Source organism: Nitrospira sp. NS4 (genome assembly GCF_049546785.1).
Lineage (GTDB): Bacteria > Nitrospirota > Nitrospiria > Nitrospirales > Nitrospiraceae > Nitrospira_D.
The window spans coordinates 218,005-240,900 of sequence record NZ_JBMWAN010000003.1; the positions used below are offsets into that span (position 1 = coordinate 218,005).

Annotated in this window: 20 protein-coding genes; 1 reads left to right on the forward strand and 19 read right to left on the reverse strand. The window is 60.9% G+C overall.

All coding sequences use genetic code 11. The features are described from left to right. Positions 1-2: 2 nt before the first annotated feature. From uvrC to ACO9S2_RS09740, 5 genes are all read right to left on the reverse strand, one after another. Positions 3-1,805, reverse strand: coding sequence for an excinuclease ABC subunit UvrC (gene uvrC, locus ACO9S2_RS09720; RefSeq protein ID WP_423721814.1), 1,803 nt, complete (start codon positions 1,803-1,805; stop codon positions 3-5). A gap of 80 nt (positions 1,806-1,885) precedes the next feature. Beyond that, positions 1,886-2,755, reverse strand: coding sequence for a diaminopimelate epimerase (gene dapF / locus ACO9S2_RS09725; protein WP_423721815.1), 870 nt, complete (start codon positions 2,753-2,755; stop codon positions 1,886-1,888). Positions 2,756-2,902: 147 nt separating this feature from the next. Further along, positions 2,903-3,301, reverse strand: a complete 399-nt coding sequence (locus ACO9S2_RS09730; RefSeq protein ID WP_423721816.1) for a VOC family protein — start codon at positions 3,299-3,301, stop codon at positions 2,903-2,905. 25 nt (positions 3,302-3,326) lie between these two features. Next, positions 3,327-3,800, reverse strand: a complete 474-nt coding sequence (locus tag ACO9S2_RS09735; protein WP_423721817.1) for an N-acetyltransferase family protein — start codon at positions 3,798-3,800, stop codon at positions 3,327-3,329. Next, a complete protein-coding gene (locus ACO9S2_RS09740) occupies positions 3,797-4,498 on the reverse strand; it encodes a polysaccharide deacetylase family protein (protein ID WP_423721818.1) in 702 nt (233 codons plus the stop codon). Before ACO9S2_RS09740 ends, ACO9S2_RS09735 begins: the two co-directional genes overlap by 4 nt. A 71-nt stretch (positions 4,499-4,569) precedes the next feature. On the opposite strand from ACO9S2_RS09740, the gene ACO9S2_RS09745 reads away from it, so the two are divergent. Continuing rightward, a complete protein-coding gene (locus ACO9S2_RS09745) occupies positions 4,570-5,721 on the forward strand; it encodes a site-2 protease family protein (RefSeq protein ID WP_423721819.1) in 1,152 nt (383 codons plus the stop codon). Between the two features lie 43 nt (positions 5,722-5,764). Here ACO9S2_RS09745 and ACO9S2_RS09750 read toward each other — a convergent pair whose 3' ends face one another. The 14 genes from ACO9S2_RS09750 to ACO9S2_RS09815 all read right to left on the reverse strand — a co-directional run bounded on the left by ACO9S2_RS09750 (position 5,765) and on the right by ACO9S2_RS09815 (position 22,871). Further along, positions 5,765-7,120, reverse strand: a complete 1,356-nt coding sequence (locus tag ACO9S2_RS09750; RefSeq protein WP_423721820.1) for a hypothetical protein — start codon at positions 7,118-7,120, stop codon at positions 5,765-5,767. 129 nt (positions 7,121-7,249) lie between these two features. Beyond that, a complete protein-coding gene (locus tag ACO9S2_RS09755) occupies positions 7,250-8,101 on the reverse strand; it encodes a YihY/virulence factor BrkB family protein (RefSeq protein WP_423721821.1) in 852 nt (283 codons plus the stop codon). 98 nt (positions 8,102-8,199) lie between these two features. Then, a complete protein-coding gene (locus ACO9S2_RS09760; RefSeq protein WP_423721822.1) occupies positions 8,200-9,675 on the reverse strand; it encodes an NADH-quinone oxidoreductase subunit N in 1,476 nt (491 codons plus the stop codon). Continuing rightward, positions 9,672-11,240 (reverse strand): NADH-quinone oxidoreductase subunit M, encoded by a 1,569-nt coding sequence (locus ACO9S2_RS09765; RefSeq protein ID WP_423721823.1) that lies wholly within the window; start codon positions 11,238-11,240, stop codon positions 9,672-9,674. The genes ACO9S2_RS09760 and ACO9S2_RS09765 overlap by 4 nt, the downstream gene beginning before the upstream one ends. Before the next feature lie 6 nt (positions 11,241-11,246). Then, positions 11,247-13,148, reverse strand: coding sequence for an NADH-quinone oxidoreductase subunit L (nuoL, locus tag ACO9S2_RS09770; RefSeq protein ID WP_423721824.1), 1,902 nt, complete (start codon positions 13,146-13,148; stop codon positions 11,247-11,249). A gap of 7 nt (positions 13,149-13,155) precedes the next feature. After that, positions 13,156-13,461 carry an NADH-quinone oxidoreductase subunit NuoK gene (nuoK, locus tag ACO9S2_RS09775; protein WP_423721826.1) on the reverse strand — a complete coding sequence of 102 codons (306 nt, stop codon included), beginning with the start codon at positions 13,459-13,461 and terminating at the stop codon, positions 13,156-13,158. A gap of 77 nt (positions 13,462-13,538) precedes the next feature. Next, positions 13,539-14,054, reverse strand: a complete 516-nt coding sequence (locus tag ACO9S2_RS09780) for an NADH-quinone oxidoreductase subunit J (RefSeq protein WP_423721827.1) — start codon at positions 14,052-14,054, stop codon at positions 13,539-13,541. A 109-nt stretch (positions 14,055-14,163) separates the two neighbouring features. Continuing rightward, entirely contained in the window at positions 14,164-14,724 is a 561-nt protein-coding gene (nuoI, locus tag ACO9S2_RS09785) for an NADH-quinone oxidoreductase subunit NuoI (protein WP_423721828.1), read from the reverse strand. Positions 14,725-14,739: 15 nt separating this feature from the next. Then, the gene (nuoH, locus tag ACO9S2_RS09790; RefSeq protein ID WP_423722485.1) at positions 14,740-15,819 is read right to left on the reverse strand and encodes an NADH-quinone oxidoreductase subunit NuoH; all 1,080 of its coding nucleotides are present in this window, start codon (positions 15,817-15,819) and stop codon (positions 14,740-14,742) included. A 116-nt stretch (positions 15,820-15,935) separates the two neighbouring features. Beyond that, the gene (gene nuoG, locus ACO9S2_RS09795; RefSeq protein WP_423721829.1) at positions 15,936-18,605 is read right to left on the reverse strand and encodes an NADH-quinone oxidoreductase subunit NuoG; all 2,670 of its coding nucleotides are present in this window, start codon (positions 18,603-18,605) and stop codon (positions 15,936-15,938) included. A gap of 3 nt (positions 18,606-18,608) precedes the next feature. Beyond that, positions 18,609-19,916, reverse strand: coding sequence for an NADH-quinone oxidoreductase subunit NuoF (gene nuoF / locus ACO9S2_RS09800; protein WP_423721830.1), 1,308 nt, complete (start codon positions 19,914-19,916; stop codon positions 18,609-18,611). 88 nt (positions 19,917-20,004) lie between these two features. Beyond that, complete coding sequence (nuoE, locus tag ACO9S2_RS09805; protein ID WP_423721831.1) at positions 20,005-20,535, reverse strand: NADH-quinone oxidoreductase subunit NuoE; 531 nt, start codon at positions 20,533-20,535, stop codon at positions 20,005-20,007. Positions 20,536-20,637: 102 nt separating this feature from the next. Beyond that, positions 20,638-22,392: an NADH dehydrogenase (quinone) subunit D gene (gene nuoD / locus ACO9S2_RS09810; RefSeq protein WP_423721832.1), complete on the reverse strand. Its 1,755-nt coding sequence runs from the start codon at positions 22,390-22,392 to the stop codon at positions 20,638-20,640. After that, complete coding sequence (locus ACO9S2_RS09815) at positions 22,392-22,871, reverse strand: NADH-quinone oxidoreductase subunit B (protein WP_423721833.1); 480 nt, start codon at positions 22,869-22,871, stop codon at positions 22,392-22,394. The genes nuoD and ACO9S2_RS09815 overlap by 1 nt, the downstream gene beginning before the upstream one ends. Between the last annotated feature and the right edge of the window lie 25 nt (positions 22,872-22,896).

Below are 22,896 nucleotides of genomic sequence, written 5' to 3' on the forward strand. Positions count from 1 at the left end.
AGCTATGTGAAACTTTTCCGGAGAGACGTGATCGTTCTAGTGTCGAGGCCTGCTTCCGCGAGGGCGGCATCGCTCGCCGCGGCCAGCGCGTCCACGCTGCCGAACTGTTTGAGCAGCTTGGTACGGGTCATTTCGCCGATGCCGATGATCTGATCCAGTTGCGAGGCGATCAAGGCTTTGCCGCGGAGCTTGCGATGGTAGCTGATGGCAAACCGGTGGGCTTCGTCGCGGATGCGTTGCAGCAGGTGCGTGGCCGGGGCATTCGGTCGAAGCAGGATGGGGTTCTTCCGCCCGGGGAGGAAAATGCGCTCGTCCTTCTCTCCGCGCGCTTTGGCCAGGCCCACGATGGCCTGATCGCGATGTCCGACCTGCCTCAGGCCTTCCATCGCAGCGGCAAGTTGTCCGAGTCCTCCATCGATCAGGATCAGGTCGGGCCGGGCGAGGTGTTCGGATTCTCCATACCGTCGCGCCACGACTTCCTGCATGCTGGCAAAGTCGTTGGCTCCGGTGACAGTCTGAATCTTAAAGCGGCGATAGTCCGATTTCTTCATCCGGCCATCTTCCCACACGACCATCGACGCCACGGACTGGTTTCCCATCGTGTTGGAGATGTCGAAGCCTTCGATGCGCCGGGGGGCTGTGTCGAGATGCAGCAGTCGCTTCAAATCTTCCACGGCCTGCCGGTCAAGTTCCTCGTCTCGTAGATGGTCCGCCACCGCGGCGGCGGCATTTTCCTCGGCCAGCAGGACCAGTTGGTGTTTCGCTCCGCGTTCCGGAGCAAGGACCTTCACGCCGGAACCCCGCTTTTCACTCAGCCATTGTTCGATCAGGTTTGCGTCGGCCAGGGCTGTGGGTACCAGGAGTTCTTTGGGCGGCTGGCCATCCTTATTGTAGAACTGTTCGATCGCCGATCGGACCAGATCCTCGTCGCTGACATCGGCCGACTGGGGCCAGAAGAAATCCTTCCGTCCGATCAACAATCCGCCACGCACGAAGAGCAGCTGCAAATCCACGGCGGTGCCTTGCCGCGCGAGGCCGATCACGTCTTGATCCGCCGATGCCGTCTGCGTGATTCGTTGCTTCTCCAGTGTCCGTTCGATCTTGTAGAGCCGATCGCGCAGCCGGGCCGCTTCTTCAAATTCTTCCCGGTCCGCCGCTGCTTCCATCTGAGCGCGAAGGTCGTCCAGCAATTCACGGTCGCGCCCTTCCAGGAATTGGCGCACTTGGCTGACGATCTTGTGGTAATCCTCTTGCGATTGGTTGCCGGTGCAGGGAGCCATGCAGCGTTTGATCTCGAATTCCAGACAGGCCCGGTCCGCCGTGCCGTCGATGTCGATCGTGCAGGTTGCCAGAGGAAAGGCCTTCTTGATGACTTTTAATGTTTCGCGGAGGGCCCCGGCCGGCGTATAGGGGCCGTAGTAGAGCGCCCCGTCTTTCTGGACGCGCCGGACAATCGAGAGGCGCGGGAACCGTTCCTTGATCGGCAGGCGGAGATAGGGATACTGCTTGTCGTCGCGCAGCACGATATTGAACCGGGGCCTGTGCCGCTTGATGAGGTTGCTTTCGAGGATCAGCGCTTCGAGTTCCGATCGGGTGACAATGGTCTCAAGATCGACGACGTGGCTGACAAGCAGCGAGGTCTTCGGCGTATGGTCGGCCCCGCGCTGGAAATACGAGCGGACACGGTCGGCCAGTGACGCCGCCTTGCCGACATAGAGGTAGTCGCCGGCCCGGTCTTTGAAGAGATAGACGCCGGGACTGGGCGGCAGGTGATCGAGTTTGGATTGAAGAAGGTCATTCGTCATACGGCAATCGTAAGAATAACAGGAACCGCAGCTCAGTTTCTTCCCGATCGACGAATGACGCGTGACGGTCGGCGCAGGTCTTATTTGAGCCCGCGCAGGAACGAGGGGCTCAAAGTCCCCCTGGCGACTTCGGCCACCGGCCCTTTCATCGTCAGGCTGAAATCGGGCGCAACCTCGATGTTGAGTTGGCCGCCCGGCATCTTCACTGTGACCGGGCTCTTGACCAGTCCCAGGCGGACGGCTGCGCTGGCTGCCGCGCAGGAGGATGAGCCGGACGCTTGCGTCTCTCCGGCCCCGCGCTCCCAAATCAGGATGAAGATTTCCTTCGGACCCGTCGGGACAGCCAACTGGACATTCGTCCGTTTCGGGAAGAGGTTATGATTTTCCAGGACAGGTCCAAGGGCAAGGAGATCTTCACGCGACCAGGATTCTCCCGCCTGTTTGAACACGACACAATGGGGATTGCCGACGCTGACACCCGTGAAGACCAGTGAACGGCCTGCCGCATTGATGGGTTGCTGTATCAGTTCTGGTACGTCGAGTGTGCAGGGAAGAGCCCTCGGTTTGAACGTGGCCTGGCCCATCTCGACCGTGACGGCGCTGGCGTCGCCGTGACGATCGATGTGCAGATCGATGGTGACGAGGCCGCCTTTGGTATCCACCGTGAAATGCTTCTTTTTGGTTTTACCCGTCGCATGGAGGTAGCGGGCAAAAATGCGCAGCCCGTTGCCGGACTTTTCCGCCTCGCTGCCGTCCGGGTTGTAGATGCGCAGACCGAAGTCCGCCTTCTTGGTCGGGACGAGCGCCAGGATGCCGTCACTGCCCAGGCCCCAGTTTCGATCACAGACGGCTTTGATATTCTTCGGGCTGAGCCTGAAGGTCAGCTCTTTGGGGTCCATCACAAGGTAGTCGTTGCCAAGGCCGTGGCCGCGGAAAAATCCGTTCTTCATCTGTAGCTCCTTTGAAGAGAAATCGTCCGGCGTCGATCGTCATTCGTCAAACGGAAGAGAAGGTACTAAGGAGAGGTGGGAATCGTCAACAGGGGGAGAGACAATTGTGATCGATTCTCTACGCGTGACGATTGACGAAGGACCGGGCTAGACGATCTTCACTCCGGCTGGCCGTTCGATCAACTCGATCTCATAGCCATCGGGGGCTTCGATGAAGATGAACTTGCTGCCGGAGGAGGTTTGGGTGGGGCCGTCGGTGATCCTGACGCCCTTGGCATTGAGCGACGCGATCGTGGCATCAAGGTTGTCTACCTGAAAGGCGAGATGGACGAGGTCTTCCTGAACCTTCACCGGCCCGCTGGGTGGGAAGCTGGTGAGCTCGATCAGCTCGTCGCTGGCGGGGGCTTTCAGAAAAGCCAGATGCGATCCCCGCGGGGAGGTTTTTCGCTCGATCACTTCGAGGCCCAGCACGTTCGTATAAAACTGAATCGTCTGATCCAGATCACTGACTCTCATGCGGGTGTGGAGAAGTTTAGTGATGTTCATATGAGGAGCTTATAGCAGAAAGTTGTTAGCTATGTCGTGCGGGTCCTGCCGTTTTGCGGAGTAGCATCTCGGCGCTTCCCGGAATCAAGAAGTCCGGCATAGGCCCGATTTCCTGAAAGCCGTGTTTCTTGTAGAAGGCTCTTGCCGGTGCGTTGAAATCGGACACGCAGGCGAAGAGGTTCTTCGTTCTCGCGAAGACGGTGTGTTCCACGTGGGCCAAGAGTGCGGCTCCGAAACCGGATTTTCTCGCCCATGGCGCCACGCCGAGCAGCTCCAGATAATCTCCCAACAAGAATTTCTCGCGAATCAAGGCGATGCCGGCCACCTTCCCCTCGACCAGGGCGACAAGACTCTCGCGGCCTTGCGGCAGGGGGCAGAAGATCCGGTTCCAGTCGGCACTGGTGTAGCCCAATGTCTTCCAGGGATCGGAGTCGGCGAGGAGTTGCACGACCGCGCCGCGGTCCTCTGCCTGCATGGCTCTGATCTGGGGTGTGGTCATGGATTCTTCTGTTTGCAGGCCAGGAGATCGCTGACGGTCATGGGCTTCAGTGCCTTGCGCGGGAGCACGTCGGTCGTCAAGTGCTCAATCACTTCCCTGGTTTGCTTCCCTTTGCCGTTCGCATGGAGTACCACGATGCTGCCTGGTTTCGCGCGCTTCTCGATGCGGGCCAGAATCTGCTCGGCAGACAGGGTGGGGTCGGGGTCGCCTGATTCGATATTCCATTGAATAAAGCGCAGCCCGAGTTGCTTCACCACATCCACGGTAATGTCGTTATACTCGCCATATGGGGGACGAAAGAGAATGGCATCGTGGGCATACTGTTCGTTCAGGAACCGGACGGGCCTGTGGATTTCTTGGCGCTGTTCATCGGCATTCTGCATCGGCAAGTGCGCATGGACTTCGCCGTGTGTGCCAACCTCGAAAAATTCGATTCCGAGCAAGTGTTCCACCTCGGCGTCGTGTTTTGCGATCCATTTGCCGGACATGAAGAATGTGGCGGGGATGCGGTGCTGAATGAGGTAGTCCACCAGCGCCTGATCGTAGCCCGTTCCTTTTCGGACGGGGCAGAGATCGAAGGTCAGCGCGATGCCGGGGCAGGAAGGGGGGCCGGACTTGATGACTTGTGCCGATCCTATTTGTGGAGCGACAAGCCCGATGATGCCGATGAAGAGGAATACCCATGACCTGAGCGACATAGGCTCTAGTATACCTCAAGCTTGTCGAAGAAGAGTTGACCCTTTGTGAATTCGACTGTTACGGTGAGGCTATGCAACTACCTTCGTGGGAAATCGGCCGCGCTCTGGGAATTCCGATTCGCATTCATGCCTCCTGGTTCCTTGTCTTTTTCTTTGTGACCTCCAGTCTGGCCTCGGGATTTTTGCCGGCCAATCTGCCGGGATTGTCCGAGGAGCGCTACTGGGCGATGGGGGCCGTTTCGGCGGTGCTGTTGTTCCTGTCCGTTCTCCTGCACGAACTGGGACATTCCTACGTCGCGCTGCGCTACCGCATTCCCATCAGCCAGATCACACTCTTTCTCTTCGGCGGTGTCGCGCAGATGCGGCAGGAGCCGCCTCATCCTCGGGCTGAATTTCTCATCGCCATCGCCGGTCCTGCCGTAAGCTTTTTCCTTGGCGGACTGTGCCTCGGGGCCGTTGAGGTGGCTGGAGAAGTCGGCGAGGCGGCGGGCTGGAGGGGGTTGATGATGCTCGGGAGCCTGCTGGGCTTCGTCAATGTGCAACTGGGACTCTTCAATCTGATCCCGGGGTTTCCGTTGGACGGCGGCCGGGCCTTGCGCGCCGGGCTCTGGGCCTGGGGGAAGGATTTCTATCGGGCCACCGTTCAGGCGTCGTTTGTCGGCCAGGCGTTCGGCCTGTTGTTCGGCCTGGCAGGAGTGATGGTCGTCGTCGGGGCGTTGAGCGGCGATCTGCCTGAGTCAATGGTCTCCAACGGCGGCTGGGTCATTATTCTCGCCACATTTCTGTTCGCGACGGCGTTGACAAGCCGGCGCCAGGCGGTGGTGCGGCAATCGCTGGCCGTGGTGCCGGTTCGGGATCTGATGGTGCAGACGGTGGTCTCGATTCCTCCCGACTGTACGATTGCCGACGCCGTCAATCAGTACTTCGTGCCGCACGGGTATGGCGGATTTCCAGTCGTGGCAGAGGGGCGGCTGGTGGGTCTGGTCACGGTGATGGACGTGCAGACGGTGCCCCAATCGCTGTGGGCCTGGAAGATCGTTCAGCAGGTGATGCGGCCGGCGGAGCCCTCGCTCATGATCGAGCCGAACGCGGCGGTGCTGGACGCGATGCAGCGGATGACGCAAGCGGGATGGGATCGATTGATCGTCGTGCAGGAGGGGCAGGTGATCGGTCTCGTCACCCGATCGGCGATTGTGCATTACCTGCAGTTGCACAAGGCGTGAGGCCTATCTTGCGAGCGACGAGATAAGAACGACGCATCACCGCTCACTCAGCTCTGGCGACGGAAATGTTCTGGGCAATGGCGACGCGGATGAGGTGGACGACGAGCAGAAATCCATAGACCACGCAAAAGAACTTGAACGTGACGCGGTAGAAATCCATTAAGAGGATGGGCAGACAGAGGGCAAAAATGAGGCTGGCGACCAGGGTCACAAACGTGAGCCGGCGGCAGAATTCGTAGGACGGTTCTTTTCCGATGGGTTTCAGCGCGCGGGCGTAGCGCTCGGCCCGTTGGTGGCGGGCCTCCTGCATCGCGTCTTCCGGTTGCCCCCAGTAGCGAAGCGTCAAATACCCGATCACGATAAACACCCAGGGCAGCGACCACAGCGGCCAATAGACCATGCCCGCATACCCGTCGCTGCTGATCAGTGTGGCGTAGGACGGGGCATAGAGGAGCCCCAGCACGAGGGGCAGCATCCGTTCATCGCTCGGGCGTTCTCCCTCAGGCCCGCCGTGGATTAATTCCTGTTCGAACAGCGGATAGCCGTATTTCAGAACGACCAGGGCAATCGCCGCGCTCATGGTCTTATCCGGAATGTAGCGGACGCAGTTCTGGAACCAGTTCACGACAGCCCAACTGAGACTTTCTCCCCATTGCACGCCGAGGATCGATTCCAGTGAAACCCGCACGGTGGTTTCCCACTGTGTCACGCGAGCGCTCAGCGACTCGGCGACGTCAGGGTTGAGCGCGAACGTGGTGCGTTCGTTCAGCGCAGCCTGCACCAATGTGCCGGGGATGCTCATCACCACTGCGCCGACAACGCCGAAGCTGAGCAGGAACCAGGTGTGGGCCAGGACGGAGCTCTTGGACGTCCGCACATATTTTTGGAAGCCCGGTTGTCTGGCCAGGACGCCCCAGAAGAGCGCGCCGGTCATATTGACGAGCGACCAGGGGAAGATCACCACATCGGCGCCCACTTCGGGATAGAGCAGCCAGTTCACCACGGAATTCGATAACAATGCCACCATGGCACCCCACCAGGGGCCCAGGAGGAAGGCCACCAGGGCCGTGCCGGTCATGTCCAAAAACAGAATGCTTTCCATATGGCGGCTGAGGGTCAGCCCGACATAGTTGAGCAGGACGCCGGCTGCAACGATGACGCCGGTTTCGTACAACAGCAGATAGGATGATCCGCGGAGAGGTTTGGAGGAAAAGAAGTCGATCGTGGACGCCGTCGGAGCGGAGGCGCGTTCAGGCCGGGCCGGTCCTTTGTCTTCATGCCTGGCGCGGATGCGATGTTGGAAGTCGAGGAGCTTTTCCAGGACGGTCAGCAGGGTGGCAATGAAACCTGCGATCGTGCCTCCCAGCATCATCAGTTCTTTGCCGAAGTCCTCAGCCATGGCGCTCCCCGTTTTTGCCGAAGTCATTGTATCGGGGAAGGGACGTATCACCTAGGAAAAGGCCGGAAGTTGCATCGGCACAAGCCGGGTCAGGCTAAGGGTTCAGCGGGAACTGCGGGTGAGACAGGGCTAGGAGGAGGCCAGCGTCGATGGAGGCGTCACGGCTTGGGCGCGTTGCTGAAGGTTGTGGGTGACCACGGCGCCGAACAGCAGTAAGCCGGCCGAGTAGTAGACCCACAGGAGCATCAGGACGATTTCCAGCAGCGAGCCGTAGAGCCGCACGTAGACCGTGGCGTATCCGCTGTACGTGACGAACAGGAGTTTGGCCGCGACCCAGAGGAGGGCGAACGTGAGGCCTCCGATCATGGCTTCGCGCCACGCTGGACGGCGTCGCGGGACGAAGCGGTAGAGGACGCTGACCGTTAAGAACGCCAAGCCGAAAGGGACCGTGTAGGTCAGGAGAAAATCGTGGGCGGCCAACGCCACCAGATCCAGCCCCCAGAGGCGCGGGACATACCCGATCAAGATGTTAATGATCTGAGTGGCGACATAGGAAATGATGAGGAGCAGCTCAGTTGCTCCCAATGAGGCGATTGAAATCGCCGTTGAGATGAGCGGGTGGCGTCGCCAGGTGCTTTCGAACACGACGTTCAGCGCGTAATCCAGTTCATAGAACACGAGCGCGCCGAACCAGGCGAACGACAGAAATACGGCCCAGCGAACGCTTTCAAGGGCGCTGATGCGGTGCAGTTCTTCGGCCAGCCGTTCGCCCAGGGAGGGCAGAAAGCCCTTCAGGAAGCTCAGGAGGAACTGCTCCCCCACATCCTGACTGACCAGGAAGCTGATGCCATACAGCAGAAGGAAGACCAGCGGAAATAGCGAGAGCAGCGAGAAGAACGCCAGGGAGGCGGCGAGGCTGGTACAGCCGTTCCTCTGAAAGGCTTTGACCACGTCGAGGAGAAATCGCAGGGCTGGCAGCATCGTTCAGGACCCTTTGGGGGCTTCGTTCGGTGCAAGCCGACGGATGTGAGCCTAGCATGAGCGGCGCGGATGCGCACCAGTTTCAATAAGCCGGAGCCTTACTTCAGGGTCAGCGCGGCCTGGGTGGCCAAGCTCACAATGGGATTGGGGTAGAGCCCGAAGAAGAGCACGCCGGCCACGGCGCAGGCCAGCACGATGGACAAGGCCGGCGAGGGCACGAAGCGCGGCGATGTCGCTGTCACCTCGCCCGGCTCACGCATATACATCACCATGACGAGACGCAAATAGTAATAAGCGGAAATGGCGGCGAACACCAGGGCGAGGATCGCCAGCCAGGACATCCCGGCCTGGACCGCGGCCGTGAAGACATAGAACTTCCCGATAAATCCCGCTGTCGGCGGAATGCCGGCGAGCGAGACCATGAACACCATCATCAACAATGCAGCCACTGGATGCCGTTTCGCCAGGCCGCTGTAGTCTTCGATTTCTTCTCCCTCCAGGCCGCCCTTGCGCAACATGGCGACGATGGAAAAGGCGCCGAAGGTCATGAAGGCATAGAGCGCGATGTAGAGCATCACGCTGGCGATGGCGGAGGCTGAGTCGGCTGCATCGAGGCGACCGGCCGCCACCACGCCGATCAAGGCGTACCCGGCGTGGGCGATGCTCGAATAGGCCAGCATCCGTTTAATATTCGTTTGAACGAGGGCGACGATATTGCCCAATACCAGCGTGCCGATACAGAGCAGCAGGAAGATCGCGGCCCAGTTTGCCTTGACGCCTCCGAGTCCCTCCACAAAGACCCGCACGAAGGCGCCGAAGCTGGCGGCTTTCGATGCCACGGCCATGAAGGCGGTGACGGACGTCGGGGCTCCCTGATAGACGTCCGGTGTCCACATATGGAACGGCACCACCGCGAGCTTGAAGCTGAACCCCACCGCAATGAGGATAGTGGCGAACAAGAGGAGCGGATCGTTCAGGCTGCGCCCGGCGATGGCGGCGGCAATGGCGGGAAGCTGAGTGCTGCCGGCTGCGCCGTACAGCAGGGAAATGCCGTACAGCAGGATGCCGGAGGAAAAGGCGCCGAGGACGAAGTATTTGGCCGAGGCTTCCAGGGACCGGGGCTCCGTTCGTTTCAAGCCCGCCATCACATAGAGCGAGAGGGACATGAGCTCAGTCCCGAGATAGATCGTCAGCATATCGGCGCCGGAGACCATGACCATCATGCCGGCCAAGGCCAGTAGGACAAATCCGTAGTACTCGCCGAAATAGATTCGCTCTTCCTTCAAATAGGGGAAGGACAACAGAATGGTCAGCCCGGTCACAAAGTACAGCAGCAGTTTCCAAAAACAGGAATAGGCATCGATCACGACCAGCCCGCCGAACGCCGTGGTCGGATCGCTCATGCGGGCCGCGGTCAGCCCCATGCAGATGGCCATGGTGGCCAGGCTGAGCCAGGCCAGACCGTCTTTCTTCGACGCAGGCGTGACGGGATCCAGTGCCAGGACGGCGCAAGCCGCAAAAATCACCAACAATTCCGGCAGGATGGCAAACAGATCGTGGGCCGAGATCGTCATGGACGTGCCGCTTCCTCCATTACCTGAACTGTTTGGGCTCCATGGACCGGAGCGGTCGGCGGAGTCACTCGCCCGGTGGAGGTCGGAGATTCCCGTGGCGCCGTGGTCGCGCGGGCGACCACATTCGTGACCGAGGCATGCATGCGGGTGAGAATCGGGTTGGGAAACAGGCCGATCCAGAACACCAGCACGACCAGCGGGATCAAGGTCATCATCTCGCGCTGATCGAGATCCTTCAGTTTGGGGAGAAACTTGGCTAACGGTACGCCGAAGGCCACCCGCTGGACCATCCAGAGGATGTAAGCGGCGGCCAGGATGATTCCCAGCGAGGCGATGGCGGCTGCCAGCTTGCTCCAGAGGAAGGTTCCGACCAGCACCATGAATTCGCCGACAAAACTGTTGGTGCCGGGGAGTCCGAGCGAGGAGAGGGCGAAAATCACCAGCAGCGTCGCGTAGCGGGGCATCGGTTTGGTGAGGCCGACGTTGTCGGCAATCTGGCGGCTGTGGGTCCGTTCATAGATCACGCCGACGCAGAGGAAGAGGCCGCCGGTGGTAATGCCGTGGTTGACCATCTGCATCACCGCGCCTTCGATGCCCTGCTGATTGAACATGAACAACCCCAGCGTGACAAACCCCATGTGGCTGACGCTGGAATAGGCGATGAGCTTCTTGAGATCCGCCTGTGCCAGGGCCATGTAGGCGCCGTAGATGATGGCAATGATCGAGAGCGTCACGATCATCGGGGTAAAGCCCTGTGAAGCGTCGGGCAGCATAGGCAGGCTGAAACGCAGGAAGCCGTAGGTGCCCATCTTGAGCAGGACGCTGGCAAGGATGACGCTGCCGGCGGTCGGCGCTTCCACGTGGGCGTCCGGCAACCAGGTGTGGAACGGAAACATCGGCACCTTCACCGCAAAGGCGGCGAAGAAGGCCAGGAACAGCCAGAACTGGAGCCGGGCCGAATAGGTTTGCTGGCTCAGTTGGACAATGTCGAAGGTGTGGCCGCCCTGGAAGTAGAGAGCGATGATCGCTACCAGCAGCAGCACGCTGCCGGCCAGGGTGTAGAGGAAGAACTTGATGGCGGCATACAACCGGTTCGGTCCGCCCCAGACGCCGATCAGCAGATACATCGGGATCAGCATCGCTTCCCAGAAGACATAAAAGAGCACGAAATCCAGCGCGGCGAACACGCCGATCATCGCGCCTTCCATGATCAGCAGCATCGCCATGAAGCTGCGGATCCGTGATTCGATCGAACGCCAGGAAATCGAGACGCACAGCGGCATCAGGACGGTCGTCATCAAGACGAGCGGCAGGCTGATCCCGTCCAGGCCGAGGTGATAGTGCACCGGCGGCGAGGAGATCCAGACGGCGTCCTCGGCGAACTGCATCTGGCTCGACGAGGCGTCGAACAACCACCAGAGCGGGAGCGACAAGAGCAGATCGGCCAGAGTAATGCCGAGCGCGGCCATGCGGACGCTGGTCTCCTTGACGAAGAACAGCGCGGCCGAGCCGGCGATCGGAATGAGGATCAGAAATGTCAGCCAGGGAAACCCGCCCGATTGCATAGGCCCTCAAAACACCAGAAAGACTGTGACCAGAATCACCACGCCGAGCGCCATCGCCAGGGCGTAATGCTGCGTCTGTCCGCTTTGCACCAGGCGCAGCAGCCATCCGCCCCAGGCGATCCCGCGGGCCACGCCGTTCACGGCGCCATCAATGATCGCGACGTCGATGCGCTTCCACATTTCCGCCGCCGCGGTAAACGTCGGCCGGACGAAGGCCCGGTCGTAGGCTTCGTCCACGTACCACTTGTTCAGCGATCCCTCGTAGAGGCTCTTCCATTGACGGGCGAACTGGTCCGGCAGGTGGGGATTCAGCACATACACGTAGTAGGCGCCGGCGATCCCGGTGAGGCCCATCAGTGTGGCGACGATCATAATGCCGAGTCCGGCCGCCCCATGGTCATGAGGAGTAGCCCCGCCTTCGCCGTGGGCGAACACCGGCTCCAGGAACGACGGAATGCCGATGTAGCCGGCGACGATGCTCAGTACGGCCAGCACGATCAGCGGCATCGTGATGGTTTTTGACGGCTCATGAATGTGTTTGGCGTGATGCGGATCCACGTGCGACGGCCCCCAGAAGGTCACGAAGACCAGCCGGAAACTGTAGAACGCCGTCATCAAGGCTGTGAGCAGTCCAAGAATCGTGAGGATCTGTCCTAATGATCCGGATGACCAGGCCGAGACGAGCAGATCATCTTTGCTGAAGAAGCCGGCGGTCAGCGGAAAGCCGGCCAGCGCCAGCGAGCCGACGACGAATGTCCAGTAGGTGACGGGGAGCTTGTCCTTCAACCCGCCCATGTGCCGCATGTCCTGCTCATGGTGCAGCGCGACGATGACGGACCCGCATCCCAGGAAGAGCAACGCCTTGAAGGCCCCATGGGTGAGCAGATGATACATCCCTGCTGTATAGGCGCCGAGGCCGCAGGCCATCACCATGTAGCCGAGCTGGCTCACGGTGGAGTAGGCGACCACGCGCTTGATATCGGTTTGGGTGAGGGCGATCGTGGCCCCGAGGACCATGGTGGCGGCTCCGACCAGCGCGACGACGGTCATCGCGGTCGGGGACAAATTGTAGAGCGGGGCCAGCCTGGCCACCATGAAGACGCCGGCCGTGACCATGGTCGCGGCGTGGATCAGCGCCGAAATGGGCGTGGGGCCTTCCATTGCATCCGGGAGCCAAACGTGCAACGGCACTTGTGCGGATTTGCCGATCGCGCCGGTGAACAGGAGCAGGCAGATGAGCGTGAACACCGACACGTCCCAGGTGCCGCCGAAGGGGCCCAGCAGATTGATGGTCTGATTGGCGGCCTCGTGGGCGGCGGGGAAGATCTCCAGATAATTCAGCGTGCCGAAACTGGTCCAGACCAGCAGGAGGCCCAGCATGAAGCCGAAGTCGCCCACGCGATTGACGAGGAAGGCCTTGGTCGCCGCGGCGCAGGCCGAACCCCGCTCATACCAATGGCCGATCAAAAGATAGGAACAGAGGCCGACGGCTTCCCAGAAGACGAACAGCTGTAACAAATTATCGGCGAGCACCAGCATCAGCATCGAAAAGGTAAAGAGCGCGATGTAGCTGAAGAACCGCGCGTAACCCGTCTCTCCGTGCATGTACCCGATGGTATAGATATGGACGAGCGAGCTGACCGTCGTGACGAGCAACAGCATGACCGCCGTCAGGCGATCAATATAGAGCCCGATGTGAATGTCGAGCAGCCCCGAGGTCATCCAGGTGTACAGGGGCTGGGCGATCACCCTTCCTTGCGCGACTTCGATGAAGGCCGCCACGGCGAGGACCCACGACACCACGACCGCCGGGACAGCGACCAGATGCGCCCGTTCCTTGATCCGTGAGCCGGCCAGGCCGAGCACGAGGAAGGCGGCCAGGGGAAGTAATGGAATCAGCGCATACATCGTCTGGTTACCACTTCAGCAAACTGAACTCTTCCACGTTGATCGTATCTTTGGCCCGGTGCAGGGCGATGATGATGGCCAATCCCACCGCGACTTCCGCGGCGGCCACCGTGAGCGCAAAAAAGACAAAGACCTGGCCGCCGAGATCGTGGAGATGCTCGGAGAAGGCGACGAAGTTGATGTTCGTGGCGTTCAACATCAGTTCGACCGACAGCAGGATCGCGATGATGTTCCGCCGGATCAGCACCCCGACCATGCCGGTGAGGAAGACCACCGCGCTCAAGATGAGATAGTAGGTCACTGGTACGGTCATAGCGCTCCCGTGATGGGTGACGGGTGATGGGTGACAGGCATGTTATGAAGTGACGGTCTTTGCACGCTCATCACTGATCACCCCTCACTTTTCACTTCCCCAATGTCTCGTTTCGCCAGGATAATCGCGCCGATCATCGCGACCAGCAGGATCAGCGAGGCGACTTCAAAGGGGAAAAGATAGGTTGAAAAGAGCACTTCGCCGATGGCCAGGGTATTCTCGCCGCTTCCGGCCTCTGCCGGTGCGACGGATTGCGGCGCAGCCGCGATGCTGCCGGCGATCAGGACCATGAATTCGATCAGCAGCGGGACGCAGACAAAGGCGACGCTGCGCCACTGGCTGTGGTAGCGGTCGTCGCGATGGAGATTGAGCAGCATCACGACGAAGAGGTACAGCACCAGAATTGCGCCGGCGTAGACAATGATCTGGACGGCCGCGAGAAACTCGGCATGGAGCGTGACATAGAGCCCGGCGACGTGAAAAAACATCACCAGCAGGGAGAGGGCGCTATAGACGGGGTTCCTGAGCGCGACGACCAGGACGGCCGTCACGGCAATGACCCCGGCGAAATATCCGAAAAACAACTGATCCACGTCTCTCCTTGGGCGGGACGGTTGTCCCGCTCTCTCCAGGCACAGGCCGGTCACTCCCGCACCTCCCCCTGTGCGCACCCGCGGGGGAAGCCGGCTCAGCGTTCAGGCCTCAGTTCGGTTTCTGCGGCACGTGCTTGAACGCCACGTTGAAGAAGGCGACGTTCGGATGTTGCAACTCCAGGCGCTTTTCACGCACCGGGAACGATCGGTCCCCGATGGCGAGCAGCTGCTGCTTGTTCAGATGGAGTTGCCGCTTGTCGTACACGGCCCATTCAAATTCCCGGGTCATGCCGAGCGCATCGACCGGGCAGGCATCGACGCACATCCCGCAGAAGAGGCAGCGCGTCATGTCCATGTAATATTCTTTGGAGTAGCGCTTCGTCGGCTCCCCCGGCACTTCCGCGCTGACGACGCGAATGACCCGCGACGGACAGGCGGCTTCGCACAGATCGCACCCCACGCATTTCTCCGTCCCGTCGTCGTAGCGGAGCAGCGCCAGCATGCCGCGATAGTTGTCCGGCAGGGTCCGCTTCTCGTGCGGGTACTGCAGCGTGATCGGCCGGTAATGCAGCAGGTGCGACATCGTGGCCTTCATGCCCACCAACAGTTCGTAGAACGTGATGGTCTTGAGCCAGCCGATGAGGCGCTGTGTGCCGGTGGTCTGTGTCATCGTGTGCGTCGGTCGCTACTTGAACTGGTTATAGATGTACATCGCAATGGCCGTCACGACGATGTTGCCCAGCGCGATCGGCAACATGACTTTCCAGCCGAACTTCATCAGCTGATCGTAGCGCAGGCGCGGCAGCGTGGCCCGCAGCCAGAAGAACAGGAACAGGAAGAAATAGACCTTCACGGTGAACCAGGCCACGCCCTCGATCCAGGCGAAGCCGCCCAGCCCGAGTTGGGCGAGGATGGTGCCGGGATAGGGGGCATTCCATCCGCCGAGGAACATCGCGGCGGCCACGCACGAGACCAGCACCATGTTGGCGTATTCGGCGATGAAGAAGAACGCGAAGCGCATGCCGCTGTATTCCGTGAAGAATCCCGCGACCAGTTCGCTCTCCGCTTCCGGCAGGTCGAACGGCACGCGGTTGGTTTCAGCCACGGCCGAGATCACGTACACGACGAAGGCGAAAATCTGCGGGGCCGGGAAGGCAAACACATACCAGTGCCAGAATCCTCCGGCCTGGGCTTCGGTGATCTTCACGAGGCTCAGCGAGCCCGCCATGATCAGCACGCCGACGATGGCGAGTCCGACGTTCAATTCGTAGCTGATGACCTGCGCCGCCGACCGCAGTCCGCCGAGCAGCGAGTATTTGCTGTTCGAGGCCCAGCCGCCCAGGATGATGCCGTAGGCGCCGATGGAGGCGAAGGCCAGGATGTAGAGAATGCCGATGTTGATATCGCTGATCACGAATGGCTTGACGGTGATGCCGAACACGTCGATCGTTTGGTCGGGGCCGAAGGGGATGACGGCAAAGCCGATCATCGCCGGCACCATCGCCAGGATCGGGGCCAGCGTGAACATGAACTTGTTCGCGCCGGCGGGCACGATATCTTCCTTGAAGAACAGCTTCAGGCCGTCGGCGATCGGTTGCAGAATGCCGTAGGGTCCGACTTCCATCGGGCCCATCCGATCCTGCATCCATCCGAGCACTTTCCGTTCGGCGAGCGTCAGGATCATCACGGTCAACATCACAATGCCCATGACCGCAGCGATCTGGGCGAGAGACACGGCAAGGCGCAAGCCTAGTTCAGTCACGATGGCACCCCTGGATTAACGGATGACGAACATCCTCAGATTCATGGTACGAAACCCTGGCCAACGACATCGATGCAATCGCAAACGAGATACGGCGATGTCCTGATCGCGCGCGCATATTACGACACTTTCACCATGGATACCGAAGTGGCCCGGATCGAGGGCGCCTTGGTATCCGGATCGATCGCACAGTCGAACAGGGCAATGATGTCCTGCGCGAAGTGATCGGGGAACCATGCCTGCCCCTCCGGCACACGGTCAAGCACCTTGACGTCCGTGGTGACCTCGCCCCTCGCGTTCGAGAGGCAGACGCGGTTGCCGTCCACCAGCGAGAAGCGGGCGGCGTCTTGCGGATTGATCCGGAGGTAGCCCCGCCCCTCAATTTGCAGCAGCCCCTTCGCGCGCGTGGACAGTTTGCCGGAGTGAAACAGGCTTTGCGCAAGGTGGATCTGCACGGTGCCGTCCGGTCGCGGGGCCGCGGCGGTCACGTGATAGCGGGCGGCGAGATCCTGTTCAAACCCCTGCGCGAGGTAGCGGTCGATGGCCGCACGCTCGACTCTCTGCGGCACCGGCGCCGGGCCGAGTGATCCGTATCCGGGAATGAGGCTCCGGATCTCCTTGAGAATCTCCCGGCTCTCGCCATACTCCAAGGGGGTTCCCATCAACCCGGAGAGGGCAGAGAAGATTTCCCAGTCCGGGCAGCTCTCGCCGGCCGGTTCGACGGTCTTTCGAACTGCTTGCACGTGGCCTTCCGCATTGGTGAAGGTGCCGTCCTTTTCCAGCGATGAGCACACGGGCAGGACGACGTGCGCCAGGGCGGCGGTCTCGGTCAGGAAAAGTTCCTGGCACACAAGCAGGTCCAATTGTGCGAGGGATTCGCGCACGCGCATGGTCGTCGGAAGGCTGGTTATCGGATTTTCCCCGACGATAAACATGGCCTTCAGGATGCCCGCTCCGGCACGATCCAACATGTCGACCAGCGAGGATCCGCGGTTCTGAGGCGGCTCTTCCTTCCAGAGGTTGGCGACACGGTCCCGTCCGGTGCGGTCCGTGATCTCGGACGGACCCGGCAAGAACTCGGCGACCGCGCCCATTTCAATCGCGCCTTGATCGTTGTTCTCCTCCGCCAGGGGGGCGAACCCGCAGCCCGGTTGATCGAGTTTGCCGATGAGCAGCAGCAGATCGAACAGGTTCATCGCGCCGGCATAGCCCTGCTCGCCCCGGAGAAGGCCCTGTCCGGCCACGGCGACCACGCGTTTCCCGCCGGCCAGCGCTTTGGCGGCAGAAATATAGGCCTCCATGTCCATTCCGGTGGCGGCCTGGATGTCCGGCCATGCCAGAGACTGGAGCCGGGCGGTGACGGCGGTCACGTATTTCGATTGGTGCCGGGTCAGATCCGGTGCGATCAGGCCCTGTTCCACCACGGCTTTCAGCAGACCGAGCATCGCGGTCGTGAGCTGGGCCGGCGCCACGCAGAAATGATGCTGCGATAAATTGGCGATGTTGCTGATCGTGCCGACCGCAGGCCGGAGCGATTCGATCGTGACGAGCGTGGCCTGCCGTTTCTTGACGGCCTCCTTGATCTTGAGCCCGGTGATCGGATTGGTTTCCGTGATGTTCGTCCCGACCAGGAGCAGCACATCCGCCGCGGCGAGATCCTCGAAGGTCACGCTCCAGCGGGAGATGCCCTGAACCCGCCGCATCGCCTGCACGGCGTTCATGTGGCCGTAGCGGGCGCTGCTGTCGATGTTGTTCGTGCCGACCGCGAGGCGGAGGAACTTCTGGAACAGATACAGTTCTTCGTTGGTGCAGCGGCTGGTGATCAGGCCGCCGAATGCCTGCCCCCCGTGGTCCTGCTTGATGCGGCTGGCCTCGGCCGCGATGAATTCCAACGCCTCATCCCAGGTGGCCTGAACAAGGGCGCCGTTGCGCCGGATCAGCGGATGGGTCAGCCGCTCGGGATGGCTGGCGGCATGAAAGCCGAAAAATCCCTTCGCGCAGAGGTCGCCGTTGTTGCGTCCCGCGCCGTGGGCGGAATTCACTTCGATCAACTGGTTGTTCTTGGTCTGGACGGTGATCTGGCAGCCGTCGCCGCAGTAGCCGCAGATGGTATCGGCGCGTTTCAGCATCCAGGGGCGGTATTCATACATGGACAGCCGGCTGGTGATGGCGCCGACCGGGCAGATCTGGACGCAGCCGCCGCAGAATTCGCAGTCCAGCGGATGCGCCCCGAAATATTTGATCTCCGTCATCGTCCCGCGGCCGACTGGGGCCAGGGCTTTGACGTCCATGACCTCGTCGCAATAGCGCACGCAGCGCAGGCACTGGACGCAGCGGTTCATCTGGGTCTCGATGAGCGGACTGAAATATTCCTTCTGGAAGATGCGCTTGGTTTCGGCGAACCGGCTCGTGGTCGGGGTGTACTGATGGGAGAAGTCCTGCAGATCGCAGCGCCCGCCCTGGTCGCACACCGGACAGTCCAGCGGATGGTTCGCCAGGATAAATTCCAGCACCGACTTGTGCGCGTCGTTCACGACCGTCGTGGCCGTCCGGACGCTCATGCCTTCCGCCACCGGCGTGCTGCAGGCGGTCTGGAGCTTCGGCATTTTCTCGACTTCGACCAGGCACATCCGGCAATTCGCATCCGGCTTCAGCTTCGGATGGTAGCAGAAATGCGGGATCATCACCCCGACGCGGCGCGCCGCTTCGATCACGAGCGTGCCTTTCGGGACGGACACAGTGGTGCCGTCGATCGTCAAACGCACCATATCGGCGGTTCGGTCAGGCATGGATCAGTGTCGGGCTCCTGTCGACTCCGGGCGTATCAAATTGGCCGCCTCCGCCTCGCGGATGAGGGTCACGTATTCGTGCCGCCAATGTTTCAGCGTACTCATGATCGGCGAGACTTCGGCGTCGCCGAAGGCGCAGACCGTGCGGCCCGCGATGTTCTTGCACAGATCTGTGAGGGTTTCAAGGTCCTGCATCTGGCCCCGCTTGGCGACGATCCGGCGCATGGTCTGGACGAGCCAGGAACTGCCTTCGCGACAGGGAGTGCACTTGCCGCAGGACTCATGGTAGAAAAATTCCATCAGGCGGAGCGCGGCCCAGACCATGCTGGTGCCTTCCTCCATGACGGTGACGCCGCCTGATCCGAGCATCGAGCCGGCGGCCGCGACGGATTCGAAGTCCAATTTCACATCTAAATGATCGGGCGTCAGGAACGGCGCCGAGGCGCCTCCCGGGATAAAGGCCTTCAAGGGCTTGTCGGAACGCATGCCCCCCGCATGCTCGTAGACGAGTTCACGGACGGTCACGCCCATCGGCAGTTCATAATTGCCGGGACGTTTCACATGGCCGCTGACGCAGAAGACGCGGGTGCCGGTGCTCTTGGGGGGAGATCCGATTCCGGCAAACCATTCGGGGCCGCGCGTGAGAATGTGCGGCAGGTTGGCCAGCGTCTCCACATTGTTCACGACCGTCGGTTTATTGTAAAGGCCGTGCGTCGCCGGGAAGGGCGGCTTCACGCGCGGCAGCCCGCGTTTGCCTTCCAGCGATTCGAGCAGCGCGGTTTCCTCGCCGCAGATATAGGCGCCGGCCCCGCGATGAACCCACACATCGACGGTGATACCCGTTCCCAGAATGTTCCTGCCGATATAGCCGGCGGCGCGGGCTTCGCCGATGGCCTGCTCCAGGATCTTCGAGCCGAGCACCATCTCGCCTCGAATGTAGATATAAGCCGATTGCGCCCCGATGGCATAGCAGGCGAGCACGATACCTTCGAGGACCTGGTGCGGATCGCGCTCCATCAGTTGACGATCCTTAAACGTGCCGGGCTCGCTTTCATCGGCGTTGCAGCAGAGATAGCGAGGCCCCTGGTAGTCCTTGGGGAGAAATCCCCACTTGACGCCGGTCGGGAAACCCGCCCCGCCGCGCCCGCGCAGGCCGGACTTCATGACGGTACCTGTCACGTCCGTCGGAGCGATTTTGCCGAGCGTGTTCCGGAGCGCCTGATAGCCGCCGGTCTGCTCATAATCTTTGAGCGAGCCGGTATAGCCCGGCTGCATCATATTTTTCAGAAGGATGAGTTCGTGCTTGGGCATTTCAACAACCCGTTGTTCGTGAAGCGTCGCTCGTGAAGCGCGATCCTGGCCAACTCATATTTGCGAATGAGGAGATGCGCTTCACGATTCACGCTCCCGGTTTTGCCGGCTCCGGCCACAGATAGGGGCCGCTCTTCAACGCACTGGCTCCGGCGGTGCGCAGGTCGGCCAGGATGCGATCGACCTTCTCCTCCGTCAGCCGCTCGTAATAGTCGTCGTTGATTTGCATCATGGGCGCGGTGCCGCAGGCCGCCAGACATTCGACGGCGGTGAGCGTGAAGAGTCCATCCGCCGTCGTTTCGCCCGGAGCAATGCCGAGCTTGGTTTTCATCCAGCCGATGACGGTATCCGAACCCACCAGTGCGCACATGAGCGATTTACACACCTGAATGTGAAACTTCCCCACCTTCTTCAGATTCAGCATCGTGTAGAAGGTCGCCGTTTCGTAAACCTGCGGAGGCGTCAATTTCAGGATCCCGGCAATCTCCGTCATCGACGCTTCCGTGATGTAGCCCTGCTCGCGCTGCGCGAGATAGAGCAACGGAATCAGCGCCGACCGTTTGACCGGATAGCGGCTCAGAATTTCATCAATTTCAGCTCGGTACTTATCGCGCAACATATGTAGTTCCGCCTCAAGAGCCGACGGCAGATTGGTGATGGCAAGGCATGGAGCATGTGGTCCGACCCATACGCCATACGCCATTCGCCGTTCGCTTTTGTTTCATCGGTCGCACTCTCCCATCACGATGTCATAGGTCCCGAAGATCGTGATGATGTCGGAAATCAAATACCCGCGAGCCATGTGATCGAACGCGCCCATATGAATAAAGGAGGGCGAGCGGATCTTCAATCGATAAGGACGGGGGCTGCCGTCGCTGATGATGAAGAACCCCAGCTCGCCTTTCGGGGCCTCGGTGCCGCAATAGGTCTCGGCTTTCGGCGGCTTGAATCCTTGCGTAAAGATGATGAAATGATGGATCAGGCTCTCCATGTCCCGCATGACCAGCTGTTTGGGCGGCGGGATATACTGCGGCTCGTCGGCGATGATGGGGCCGGACGGCAACAGGTCGAGGCATTGCGCGATGATGCGCGCGCTCTGGCGCATTTCCTCCATCCGCACCCAATACCGGTCGTAGGTGTCGCCGTTCTTGCCGATCGGCACTTCCCAATCGACCTTGTCGTAGACCCCGTAGGGCTCCATCTTGCGAATGTCGTAGGCCACGCCGGACCCGCGAAGGGTGGGCCCGGTGAGCCCGAAATTGATCGCGTCCTCTCCGGAAATCACGGCCACGTTCTTGGTCCGGCCCAGCCAGATGCGATTGGAGGCGATCAGCGAATCATATTCGCTCACCTTCTGGGGGAACGTCTCGAGGAATGTCTTGAGCCGCAGCACGAGATCGGGCGTGAAGTCGCTGTCGACGCCTCCGATCCGGTAGTAGTTCAGCGTGAGGCGCGCTCCGCAGAGTTTCTCGAACATGTCGAGCAGAATCTCGCGCTCGCGGAACGTCCAGAAGAACACGGTCATGGCGCCGATATCGAGAGCCTGCGTCCCCAGCCAGAACAGGTGTCCGATGATGCGCTGCATCTCGGCAACGATAGTGCGGATATATTCCGCCCGTTCCGGGACGGTGATCCCGAGCAGCTTCTCGACCGCTCTGACATAGGCATAGTTATTGGCCATCGCACAGACATAGTCGAGACGGTCGGTATGCGGGATAACCTGCATATAGGCCAGGCCCTCGGCGAGTTTTTCCACACCGCGGTGGAGATAGCCGAGGTCGGGCGTCGCTTTCACGATCCGTTCGCCGTCGAGCTCCAAGACGACGCGCAAGACGCCGTGGGTGCTGGGATGTTGCGGGCCCATGTTCAACAGCAGCTCTTCCCGCCGGCGTGTTCCGGTGGTGCCGGGGCTTGCGCGGAAGGGTTTCTTTTCGGCCTCGGTAAACTCGCTCCCGGTCGTCTCTTCGGGCGCTTCGTCCAGGCGCGGGATGAAATCGAACTGGCTGCGCCAGCCCCGGCCCTCCGCCGGAAAATCTTTCCGGAGCGGGTAGCCCTCGGTATAATCTTCCGGCATCAGAATCCGGCGCAGGTCCGGGTGGCCGGTAAACGTAATCCCCATCATGTCGTAGACTTCACGTTCGAGGAATTCCGCGCCCCGCCACACGCCGGTGACGGACGCGATGGACGGGTTGTCCTCCGGCAGGCGGGCTTTCAGGCGGATCCGGAGCCCCTGCGGCAGCGAGAGCAGCTGATAGATGACTTCGAAGCGGTCCTGGTCCGACGGGTAGTCGGCCGAACAGATATCCGTAATATGGTCGAAGGCCATGTCGGGCGCGTCGTGGAGATAGCGGGCGACCTGGAGGATCGCGGAGGCGCGCACCCGAGCGGACAGCTCTCCGCGACTCTCATCGAGATCGACGGACAGAATGGCGTCCGGGAACTGTTTTTGTAGCCGTTCAGCCAGGTCTTGCAGCATTACTTCACAAAGACTTTTTCGCGTTGAATCTTTTCTTGCAGTTTCAACAGCCCGTCGAGCAGCGCTTCCGGCCTCGGCGGGCAGCCCGGCACATAGACATCCACCGGCACAATCTGATCGACGCCCTGCACGACTGCGTAGCTGTTGTAATGGTTCCCGGACGTCGCGCAGGACCCCATCGAAATGACGTACCGGGGTTCGGGCATCTGATCGTAGATGCGGCGAATGACCGGGGCCATCTTGCGTGACACCGTGCCGGCCACGATCATCAGGTCCGATTGACGGGGAGAGGCGCGAAAGACGCCGGCTCCGAACCGGTCGAGATCGTAGCGGGACGACACGCTGGCGATCATTTCAATCGCGCAGCAGGCCAGTCCGAAGGTCATCGGCCAGAGCGCCGATTTCCGGGACCAATTCACGACCGCGTCGAGATTCGTCGTGATGATATTGGCTTCGAACTGCCGTTCTAAAAAGCTCATAAGTCCAACTCCAGGCTAGGGGGGA

Excerpts from the sequence above, each read along its gene's own strand:
- ACO9S2_RS09735 (WP_423721817.1), bottom strand. The coding sequence starts at position 3,800 with ATGACCACACCCCAGATCAGAGCCATGCAGGCAGAGGACCGCGGCGCG.
- ACO9S2_RS09760 (WP_423721822.1), bottom strand. The coding sequence starts at position 9,675 with ATGACGATCTCGGCCCACGATCTGTTTGCCATCCTGCCGGAATTGTTG.
- nuoD (WP_423721832.1), bottom strand. The coding sequence starts at position 22,392 with ATGCTGCAAGACCTGGCTGAACGGCTACAAAAACAGTTCCCGGACGCC.
- nuoL (WP_423721824.1), bottom strand. The coding sequence starts at position 13,148 with ATGTATGCGCTGATTCCATTACTTCCCCTGGCCGCCTTCCTCGTGCTC.
- nuoF (WP_423721830.1), bottom strand. The coding sequence starts at position 19,916 with ATGCCCAAGCACGAACTCATCCTTCTGAAAAATATGATGCAGCCGGGC.
- nuoI (WP_423721828.1), bottom strand. The coding sequence starts at position 14,724 with ATGACACAGACCACCGGCACACAGCGCCTCATCGGCTGGCTCAAGACC.
- ACO9S2_RS09765 (WP_423721823.1), bottom strand. The coding sequence starts at position 11,240 with ATGCAATCGGGCGGGTTTCCCTGGCTGACATTTCTGATCCTCATTCCG.
- nuoG (WP_423721829.1), bottom strand. The coding sequence starts at position 18,605 with ATGCCTGACCGAACCGCCGATATGGTGCGTTTGACGATCGACGGCACC.
- uvrC (WP_423721814.1), bottom strand. The coding sequence starts at position 1,805 with ATGACGAATGACCTTCTTCAATCCAAACTCGATCACCTGCCGCCCAGT.
- ACO9S2_RS09750 (WP_423721820.1), bottom strand. The coding sequence starts at position 7,120 with ATGGCTGAGGACTTCGGCAAAGAACTGATGATGCTGGGAGGCACGATC.
- ACO9S2_RS09730 (WP_423721816.1), bottom strand. The coding sequence starts at position 3,301 with ATGAACATCACTAAACTTCTCCACACCCGCATGAGAGTCAGTGATCTG.
- nuoK (WP_423721826.1), bottom strand. The coding sequence starts at position 13,461 with ATGACCGTACCAGTGACCTACTATCTCATCTTGAGCGCGGTGGTCTTC.
- ACO9S2_RS09815 (WP_423721833.1), bottom strand. The coding sequence starts at position 22,871 with ATGAGCTTTTTAGAACGGCAGTTCGAAGCCAATATCATCACGACGAAT.
- ACO9S2_RS09745 (WP_423721819.1), top strand. The coding sequence starts at position 4,570 with ATGCAACTACCTTCGTGGGAAATCGGCCGCGCTCTGGGAATTCCGATT.
- nuoE (WP_423721831.1), bottom strand. The coding sequence starts at position 20,535 with ATGTTGCGCGATAAGTACCGAGCTGAAATTGATGAAATTCTGAGCCGC.
- ACO9S2_RS09740 (WP_423721818.1), bottom strand. The coding sequence starts at position 4,498 with ATGTCGCTCAGGTCATGGGTATTCCTCTTCATCGGCATCATCGGGCTT.
- ACO9S2_RS09755 (WP_423721821.1), bottom strand. The coding sequence starts at position 8,101 with ATGCTGCCAGCCCTGCGATTTCTCCTCGACGTGGTCAAAGCCTTTCAG.
- dapF (WP_423721815.1), bottom strand. The coding sequence starts at position 2,755 with ATGAAGAACGGATTTTTCCGCGGCCACGGCCTTGGCAACGACTACCTT.